Genomic DNA, 8,104 nt, shown 5'->3' with positions numbered 1-8,104 from the left:
AGTCGGCGGGGTTTTCGGCGTGATTCAGACGGCCACACTTCGGTGCGCCACGCGGGTTGCCGGGAGGTCGCGCCCAGCATGGCTCGCCGCCTCTCGTCATCGGTTCGCCCGAGTCCGTGCGAGCCGCTGGGCGTCCTCGGTGACGCACCAACAGATCGGGCAGGCGGCTCGGGTGGTCCGATTCGACGATGAGTCCATTGATCAGCCGGGGCTGCCAGCGCACTAGCGATGTTCGTCGTAAGCGTCCTCCTAACAGATGTTACGAAGACCCCCGAACCTAAGTTCAAATTCCCGGGCGGGCGTTGGACCAAACATCCGGCGAGACGATGTCCCGCCCTCGGATACCCACCCAGAGGTTGAAGCGCAGCCCGGATTTGCTTGCTAGTTCACAGATCCCAGCCGTTCCGTTAGTTGACAATTGCCTACTCGACCGCGATCGTCGGTGTTCACCACGGAAATGTTCAGTGAACCGGAGTGAACTCGAGGTGCAATTCCTTGAGGCGCCTGAACAGAACGGTGCGGTCCCATTTGAATCGACGCGCGCCTGCAGAACCGTGCTCGGCCTCTGAAAGCCGAATGTCGGCCATCCGGTCAAGAATACGTTCCAAGCTCACCCGCACTTCGGCGCGTGCAATCGGAGCCCCCGGACAAGTGTGAATACCACGACCGAACGCGATGTGGTGCAATACGTTTGGACGGTCGAGGCGGAACTCTCCGGGCTCGTCGAACCGTCGCGGATCGCGGTTCGCAGCACCGTTCATCACCAGCAAACTGGTACCGGCCGGCACATCGACGTCGCCGATCTTGGTACTGCGCCGCGCCATGCGGAAGTTCGATTTGATCGGGCTTTCGAAGCGCAGCATCTCCTCGATAAAGCCGGGGATCTTTGACGTGTCCTCGCGCAGCTGCTGTTGCAAGTCCGGTCGCTCCGCCAGCATCAGCATCGCGAGACTCAGCAGGTCGATCGTCGTGCCGTGGCCGGCGGCGAACATGAACGTGGCGACACGGGCGACGTCGATGGCCTCGGGTGTCGTGCCGTCTGGAAACTTTGCCAGCGCAAGCTCAGTGAGGACGTCGTCGCGCGGCTCGCGCCGACGTTCCTCGATGTAGTCGACGAACCACTCCTCTTTCACACCAACGAAACCGCTGCGTTCGCCTTCGAGCCTGCTGGCTATCGCCGCGCGGCGGAATCGCTCACGGTCGGCCTGGGGCACGTCAAGCAGGTCGGTAATCGCGTCGAGGGTGAACGGAAAGTTGTAGTCGACGACGATCTCGCACATGCCATCCGCAACAAAATGGTCGAGTTGCTCATCGGCAAGACGCCACAAAAATTCCTCGTTGTTCTTGAGTTGCCTCGGCGTAAACAGCCGGTTCAACAGCGAGCGGTGTGCGGTGTGTCGCGGAGGATCGAACGTAATGAAGTAGTCGCCGAATGTAACCCTGTCGCGGTACCGCTCGATCAGATCCGAGACGTCATCGCTGTCGGCTGCGATCGGAATCCCCGACCATGGTCCGCTGACGATATTGCATACCGAGAAGATCTCCTCCGTGTCGCGCTGCACGGCGATGGCCTCGTCGTACCCCGACACCATCACTACGCCGTGCGCCGGCTCGCGCCGTAAAGGGCAACGGCGGAGGGCGTCGTAATAGTCGTAGGGGTTATCGACTAGCGACTTGTCGGTAAAGAAGTCGAGGTCCTCGGGTCCGCTCATTTCGCCTCCCTTGGGGCTACACAAATGCTAGGCGCTCAGCAGAGGTACGGAAAACAGCCGACATAGGGGTGGCGCAGGGCGTGCGGCGACGGTCGCGGGTCGAAGCGGCCCGCAAGGTCTTGTCCGACTTGGTGCGGCTCCTGCGGGAACGCCGCCTGCGCCACTGTTCCGAGGCAGAATTTCTCCTGATGAAGAGCGCCGCCGACCGCGCCGCCGACCAGGTGGCAACCGTCCGCGACGACCCGGCCGGACGGGTCGCCCTGATGGCCGCGCTCTACGAGGGCTCTCCGAACCGACGGGGCGACCATCTGCCTTACCGCCGCGCGGCCTTGGCGTTCATGGACTGGCAGTTCCGCCGCGGGCTGCTCAATCCCGCCCGGCCGGCCGGCGAGATTCCACCAGGAAGCCCGTGGTGGCGCGCGGTGAACGAGCGACTGCTTCACGACACCGCTGAATCCAGGGCGGTTCTGGAGGGGTACAAGAACGAGGCATCCTCACCCAGCGCACGGCTGTGCATCGAATTCGCCCGGTGCCCAACGGTTCACAATTGGTACCGCGCCCACAACGCCGCCGTGGTCGCGGCCTATCTCGACCATGAACAGCTGGCGGCGAAGGAGAACCCGATCGAGCGGTTCTTCATCAACCTGGTGCTGGTGCGGGTGCTGTTCGCTCACGCACTCGTCGCAGCGCCCCGTCTCGCGCTCGGCTGGTGCGCCCCGCTGGCCCCCTTGCTCGGCGACCCGCGCCTCGGCATGACCGGCATCTTCCTGTCCCTCTCGCGAGTTCTGCCCGACACGTACCCGCTACAGGGGAACCTCTCGGACTACGTGGACGCTGAACACAGCTTCGGCCACGTCCTCGACGTCGGGCTGATCCGCCCACGCATCGACGCACTGTTCACGTGGTCAGCCGACGAGCTCGGCGAGTCACGCGTTCCGGGCCTACTCGTCGACGGCATACCCGCCTATTCAGGGATCGACAACGCTGCCGTCTGGAACCTCTCGCCCGCTGTCCCCGCACGCCTCATCAAACGGCTTATCCCCGTTCCGTGAACGCACAGTTCGCTGTGAACATTCACTGAAAAACAGAACCCGGCAGCAAACCAAAAAAACCCGCCCTGACCGAAGTCAGAGCGGGTTTTTCAAACGTGGAGCTAAGGGGATTCGAACCCCTGACCCCCACACTGCCAGTGTGGTGCGCTACCAACTGCGCCATAGCCCCGTTTTCCGTGCTCCACGAAGTTACACCACCGCTACCCCCCATTCAAAATCGCTGGTCAGGGAACCTCTCCACCGGCCTCTGGGCCCAGCGCGCGGGCCGGGGTGTGCTCGGCAGACGGCCGTCCGCGGGTCTCCGGAGCGAAGACCCAACCCACCGCGGCCACCAGCAGGATCACCCCACTGATCACGAAGGCCCACGAGAACGACAGGTACTGCGCGATCAGCCCGACCAGCAGCGACCCGCCGACCGATCCGACGTCGGCCATCATCTGGAACGTCGCCACCGCGGTGCCGCCACGAGCTTTGTTGCCGATGATGTCGGCCACCGCGGCCTGCTGCGGTGCGGTGAAGATGCCGGTCGAGAAGCCCGCGATGTAGGCACTCACCAGGAACAGCGTCAGCCCGTCGGTGAACCCGACCATCACGGTCGAGATCCCGGCCGCGGTGAGCCCGACGATCAGCAGATGGCGTCGCCCCACCCGGTCGGACAGATACCCGCTCGGGATCACCGCGGACACGTTGCCGACGGCGAACGTGGCCAGCGCCAGCCCCGCCATCCCGGGACTGCGATGCAGCACGTCGACGATGAACAACGGCACCAAGGCAATTCGGAGCCCGAAGGCCGACCACCCGGTGGCGAAGTTCGACAACAACGCCGCCCGGTAGGCGCGGTTGTGCAGCGCCGTGCGGACGGTCACCTTGGCACCTTCATCCGGCGCGGGCGCGGCCAACGACGAGTGCCGCAGGCTGATGAACACCACCGCGGCCGCCACCAACAGAGCGGCGCCGTAGATGACGAACGGAGCGCTCAGGCCCAGACCCGCGGTCATGCTCCCCAGCACCGGCCCGCCGACCGACCCGACCAGGAACGCCGAGGAAAACATGCCGGCCACCCGGCCGCGGGCGTCCTCCGGGCTGATCCGGATCATCAGCCCCAGCGCCGACACGAAGAACATCGTCGAGCCGATACCGCCCAGCGACCGGAACAGCAGCAGCTGCCAATACGTCTGCGCGAACGCACAGGCACCGGTGGTGACGGCGACGATCAGCAGACCCCACACGTAGATCCGGCGCTCGCCCAGCCGCTGGATCAGCACACCGGTGGCCGGCGCGAAACACAGCCTCATCAGTGCGAACGCGGTGATGACGAACGTCGCGGCGCTGATGCTGACCCCGAAGTGGCGGGCGTAGGCCGGCAGCACCGGCGCCACCACGCCGTAGCCGAGCGCGATGACGGCGTTGGCGACGATCAGGACCCAGACTTCACCAGGCAGCTTCGCCTTGGTCTGACAGTCATCCTCCGTAAGGCTCACCCAATGACTGTATTAACCACGTCCTTGGCGGCCTCCTGCACCTCCGCAAGATGGTCGGGGCCGAGGAAGGACTCGGCGTAGATCTTGTAGACATCCTCGGTGCCCGACGGCCGGGCCGCGAACCAGGCGTTCTCCGTCGTGACCTTCAGCCCGCCCAGCGGCGCGCCGTTGCCCGGCGCGGAGGTCAGCTTCGCGGTGATGGGTTCACCGGCCAGCTCGGTGGCGCTGACCTGCTCGGGCGACAGTTTCGCCAGCCGCGCCTTCTGCTCGCGGTCCGCCGGCGCGTCGATGCGCGCATACGTGGGCGACCCGTAGCGTTCGGCCAGTTCGGCATACCGCTGCGACGGCGTCGACCCGGTGATCGCCAGGATCTCCGAGGCCAGCAGCGCCAGGATGATGCCGTCCTTGTCGGTGGTCCACGTCGACCCGTCCATTCGCAGGAACGACGCCCCGGCACTCTCCTCGCCGCCGAAACCGATGCCGCCGCCGATCAGCCCGTCCACGAACCACTTGAACCCGACCGGCACCTCGACCAGCTTGCGATCCAGCCCGGCCACCACCCGGTCGATGATCGAACTGCTCACCGCGGTCTTGCCCACCGCGGTGGCCGCCGGCCAGTTCGGCCGGTGGGTGTAGAGGTAGTCGATCGCCACGGCCAGATAGTGGTTGGGATTCATCAGCCCGCCGTCCGGGGTGACGATGCCGTGCCGATCGGAGTCGGCGTCGTTGCCGGTGGCGATCTGATAGGAATCCCGGTTGGCGATGAGCCCAGCCATGGCATTCGGTGAGCTGCAGTCCATCCGGATCTTGCCGTCGGTGTCCAGGGTCATGAACCGCCACGTCGCATCCACCAGCGGGTTCACCACGGTCAGGTCCAGGTCGTACCGCTCGGCGATCGCGCCCCAGTAGTCCACGCTGGCCCCGCCGAGCGGGTCGGCACCGATGCGGATGCCCGCGGCCCGGATCGCGTGCAGATCCACCACATTGGCCAGGTCCGCGACATAGGCGTCCAGGTAGTCGTGGCGCTGGGCCATCTGCAACGCCCGCGACAGCGGCATGCGTTTGACCGATTTGAAGCCCTCACGCAGGATCTCGTTGGCGCGCTTGGCAATCCACCCGGTGGCATCGGTATCGGCGGGACCGCCGTTGGGTGGGTTGTACTTGAAGCCGCCGTCGCGCGGCGGGTTGTGCGACGGGGTGACGACGATGCCGTCGGCCAGGTCGGCGTCCCGGCCGCGGTTGAACGTCAGGATGGCGTGGCTGACCGCGGGGGTCGGGGTATAGCGATCGGCCGAATCGATCATCGCCACAACATCGTTGGCGGCCAGCACCTCGAGTGCCGAGGCCCAGGCCGGTTCCGACAGGGCGTGGGTGTCGCGGCCGAGGAACAACGGGCCCGTCGTGCCCTGTGCGGCCCGGTACTCGACGATGGCCTGGGTGGTGGCCAGGATGTGGCCTTCGTTGAACGCCGTATCCAGACTGGAGCCGCGGTGCCCGGAGGTACCGAACACCACCTGCTGCGCAATGTCATCGGGGTCGGGCCGCCTGGTGTAGTAGGCGGTCACCACCGCGGCGATGTCGATCAGATCCTCGGGTTGAGCCGGTTGCCCGGCACGGGGATTGGCAGCCATGGTTCCCGATTCTGCTCCCGAACGGATGTCGGTGCCCGCCAGTCGCGCAGTTGCCGCCATACTTTTACTTCATGTTTGGCCATGACCCCCGAGAATTGGCCGCGGTCTTCGTCGGCGGCGCCCTGGGCACGCTGGCGCGCGCCGTCCTGGCGGTGCTCGCGGCACCTCAACCCGGCCATTGGCCGTGGCCGACGTTCATCGTGAACATCATCGGCGCGTTCATGCTGGGGTACTTCACCACGCGACTGCTGGAGCGGCTGCCGGTGTCGAGTTACCGACGGCCACTGCTGGGTACCGGGGTGTGCGGCGGGCTGACCACGTTCTCCACGATGCAGGTCGAGACGATCACGATGCTCGAGCACGGAAACTGGGCATTGGCCGCGGGCTACACCGCCGCCAGCATCGCCGCCGGTCTACTCGCGGTGGTCCTCGCTACCGCTCTGGTGCGCCGGGCCGCGGTGCGATGACCGCCGTCGTCTGGGCCGGGGTGATGCTGCTCGGCGGCGTCGGGGCGGTCTGCCGGTTCCTGCTCGACCGTGCGGTGTCCGCACGCCACACCCGGGGGTTCCCGTTCGGCACCCTGGCGGTGAACCTGAGCGGCGCCTTCCTGCTCGGCTTCCTCGGCGGCCTGGCCCTGGACCGGCACGCCGCGCTGCTGGCCGGCACCGCATTCGTCGGCTCCTATACGACGTTCTCCACCTGGATGCTGGAAACCCAGCGCCTGGGCGAGGAGCGCCGGATCTGGCCCGCGGTCGGCAACATCGTCGTCAGCGTGGTACTCGGCCTGGCCGCGGCGTGGCTCGGCATGTCACTGGGGAGCCGGCTGTGACCACCACCGACTACCTCAAGCTGACCGCGTACTTCGCCGAGCGGCTGCGCCACGAGCACCGCTTCGTCGCCGATGCGCTCCTGGACCTGTACGGAGCCAGCGACATCGCGATCAGCGTGATGCTGCGCGGGATCTCCAGCTTCGGTCCACACCACCACCTGCGCACCGACGAGACACTGAGTGCCTCAGAGGATCCCCCGGTCGCGATCGCCGCTGTCGATGCGGCCGACAAGATCTCCGCGCTGGCCGAGCAGACGGTGGAGCTGCTTCCCCGTGGCCTGATCACCCTGGAGCGGGCCCAGCTGGTCCGCCGCCAGTCGCCGGCCCCAACGGTTACCGACGTCTGCAAGCTGACGGTGTACGTCGGCCGTCATCGCCGGGTCGCCGGTATTCCGGCCTACCGCGCGGTGTGCGATCTGCTGCACCGGCGCGGCTTCGCCGCGACCACGGTGTTTCTCGGGGTGGACGGGACCGCCCACGGCCAGCGTCGACGCGCCGCGTTCTTCAGCCGCAATGCCGAGGTGCCGCTCATGATCATCGGGCTGGGAACCGGGGCGCAGGTGAATGCGGTGCTGGGCGAACTCACCGAGCTGCTGGAGAACCCGCTGCTCACCGTCGAACGGGCGCAACTGTGCAAGCAGGGCGGGCAGCTGCTGACCCGGCCGGCCGAGCTGCCCGGCGCCGACGCTCAGGGCCGTCCGCTGTGGCAGAAGCTGATGGTCCACACCGCCGAAACCGCACAACATGACGGGGTGCCCATCCACCGGGCCATCGTCCGCAGGCTGCTGGAGTCCAATGTGGCCGGCGGCGCGACGGTGCTGCGTGGGGTCTGGGGTTACAGCGATGACGGTAAACCCCGCGGGGACAAGCTTTTCCAGATGGGACGGCACGTCCCGGTGACGACCATCGTGGTGGACACCCCCGACCGGATCGCCGCATCGTTCGAGATCGTCGACGAAATCACCCGCGAGCACGGCGTGGTCAGCGCCGAGATGGTGCCCTCGGCAACGGTTGTCGATGCCGAACACCGGCACGGCGGGACCGATCTGGCGCGCTTCAGTTACTGACCTCACAGGCGGCCTGGTAAGGCTAGCCTATCTTTCCTCCGGCGTGTACCGTGCCACCCCATGCAGTCGACAACACCCGAAGCGGTCAGCGCCGCTCTCACCGAGATCCTTCGTGACGACATGAATGTCGATGTCCGCCGGGTGACCAGGGAATCCCGACTCATCGACGACGTCGGCCTGGACTCAGTGGCGTTCGCCGTCGGCATGGTGGCGATCGAGGACAAGCTCGGGGTCGCCCTGTCCGAAGAGGACCTGCTCAGCTGCGACACCGTCGGTGATCTCGAGGCGGCCATCCTGGCGAAAGTGCCTGCCGCGCAGAGCAGCCAGTGAGC

General features: G+C 66.4%; 8 protein-coding genes and 1 tRNA gene. 5 read left to right on the top strand and 4 right to left on the bottom strand.

Going from position 1 to position 8,104, the window contains the following annotated elements:
• Positions 1-461: 461 nt before the first annotated feature.
• Positions 462-1,712 (bottom strand): cytochrome P450, encoded by a 1,251-nt coding sequence (locus ACWEFV_RS29920; RefSeq protein ID WP_450072845.1) that lies wholly within the window; start codon positions 1,710-1,712, stop codon positions 462-464.
• Positions 1,713-1,900: 188 nt separating this feature from the next.
• On the opposite strand from ACWEFV_RS29920, the gene ACWEFV_RS29915 reads away from it, so the two are divergent.
• Positions 1,901-2,764, top strand: coding sequence for a hypothetical protein (locus ACWEFV_RS29915; RefSeq protein ID WP_135453421.1), 864 nt, complete (start codon positions 1,901-1,903; stop codon positions 2,762-2,764).
• Between the two features lie 96 nt (positions 2,765-2,860).
• On the opposite strand, the gene ACWEFV_RS29910 is transcribed toward ACWEFV_RS29915, so the two are convergent.
• The 3 genes from ACWEFV_RS29910 to pgm all read right to left on the bottom strand — a co-directional run bounded on the left by ACWEFV_RS29910 (position 2,861) and on the right by pgm (position 5,876).
• Positions 2,861-2,933 (bottom strand) — tRNA-Ala (locus ACWEFV_RS29910).
• Between the two features lie 55 nt (positions 2,934-2,988).
• A complete protein-coding gene (locus ACWEFV_RS29905; RefSeq protein WP_450072844.1) occupies positions 2,989-4,245 on the bottom strand; it encodes an MFS transporter in 1,257 nt (418 codons plus the stop codon).
• On the bottom strand, positions 4,242-5,876 hold the full coding sequence (gene pgm, locus ACWEFV_RS29900) for a phosphoglucomutase (alpha-D-glucose-1,6-bisphosphate-dependent) (protein WP_450072843.1): 1,635 nt from the start codon (positions 5,874-5,876) through the stop codon (positions 4,242-4,244). The genes ACWEFV_RS29905 and pgm overlap by 4 nt, the downstream gene beginning before the upstream one ends.
• A gap of 71 nt (positions 5,877-5,947) precedes the next feature.
• On the opposite strand from pgm, the gene crcB (ACWEFV_RS29895) reads away from it, so the two are divergent.
• Genes crcB (ACWEFV_RS29895) through ACWEFV_RS29880 form a run of 4 tightly spaced genes read left to right on the top strand, consistent with a single transcriptional unit; the run spans position 5,948 to position 8,102 of the window.
• On the top strand, positions 5,948-6,343 hold the full coding sequence (crcB, locus tag ACWEFV_RS29895) for a fluoride efflux transporter CrcB (protein WP_135453418.1): 396 nt from the start codon (positions 5,948-5,950) through the stop codon (positions 6,341-6,343).
• Positions 6,340-6,705, top strand: coding sequence for a fluoride efflux transporter CrcB (crcB, locus tag ACWEFV_RS29890; protein WP_450072842.1), 366 nt, complete (start codon positions 6,340-6,342; stop codon positions 6,703-6,705). Before crcB (ACWEFV_RS29895) ends, crcB (ACWEFV_RS29890) begins: the two co-directional genes overlap by 4 nt.
• On the top strand, positions 6,702-7,772 hold the full coding sequence (locus ACWEFV_RS29885) for a DUF190 domain-containing protein (protein ID WP_450072841.1): 1,071 nt from the start codon (positions 6,702-6,704) through the stop codon (positions 7,770-7,772). The genes crcB (ACWEFV_RS29890) and ACWEFV_RS29885 overlap by 4 nt, the downstream gene beginning before the upstream one ends.
• Before the next feature lie 60 nt (positions 7,773-7,832).
• Positions 7,833-8,102, top strand: a complete 270-nt coding sequence (locus ACWEFV_RS29880; protein ID WP_019348478.1) for an acyl carrier protein — start codon at positions 7,833-7,835, stop codon at positions 8,100-8,102.
• Positions 8,103-8,104 lie beyond the last annotated feature (2 nt).

Source organism: Mycobacterium sp. NPDC004974 (assembly GCF_053600815.1).
Note: the sequence above shows the minus strand (reverse complement) of the source record. Positions and strands in the feature narration are given on the sequence as shown.

What these genes read in the sequence shown, in the direction of transcription:
- ACWEFV_RS29920 (WP_450072845.1), bottom strand. Translation starts at nt 1,712, where the DNA reads ATGAGCGGACCCGAGGACCTCGACTTCTTTACCGACAAGTCGCTAGTC.
- ACWEFV_RS29915 (WP_135453421.1), top strand. Translation starts at nt 1,901, where the DNA reads ATGAAGAGCGCCGCCGACCGCGCCGCCGACCAGGTGGCAACCGTCCGC.
- pgm (WP_450072843.1), bottom strand. Translation starts at nt 5,876, where the DNA reads ATGGCTGCCAATCCCCGTGCCGGGCAACCGGCTCAACCCGAGGATCTG.
- crcB (WP_135453418.1), top strand. Translation starts at nt 5,948, where the DNA reads ATGTTTGGCCATGACCCCCGAGAATTGGCCGCGGTCTTCGTCGGCGGC.
- crcB (WP_450072842.1), top strand. Translation starts at nt 6,340, where the DNA reads ATGACCGCCGTCGTCTGGGCCGGGGTGATGCTGCTCGGCGGCGTCGGG.
- ACWEFV_RS29880 (WP_019348478.1), top strand. Translation starts at nt 7,833, where the DNA reads ATGCAGTCGACAACACCCGAAGCGGTCAGCGCCGCTCTCACCGAGATC.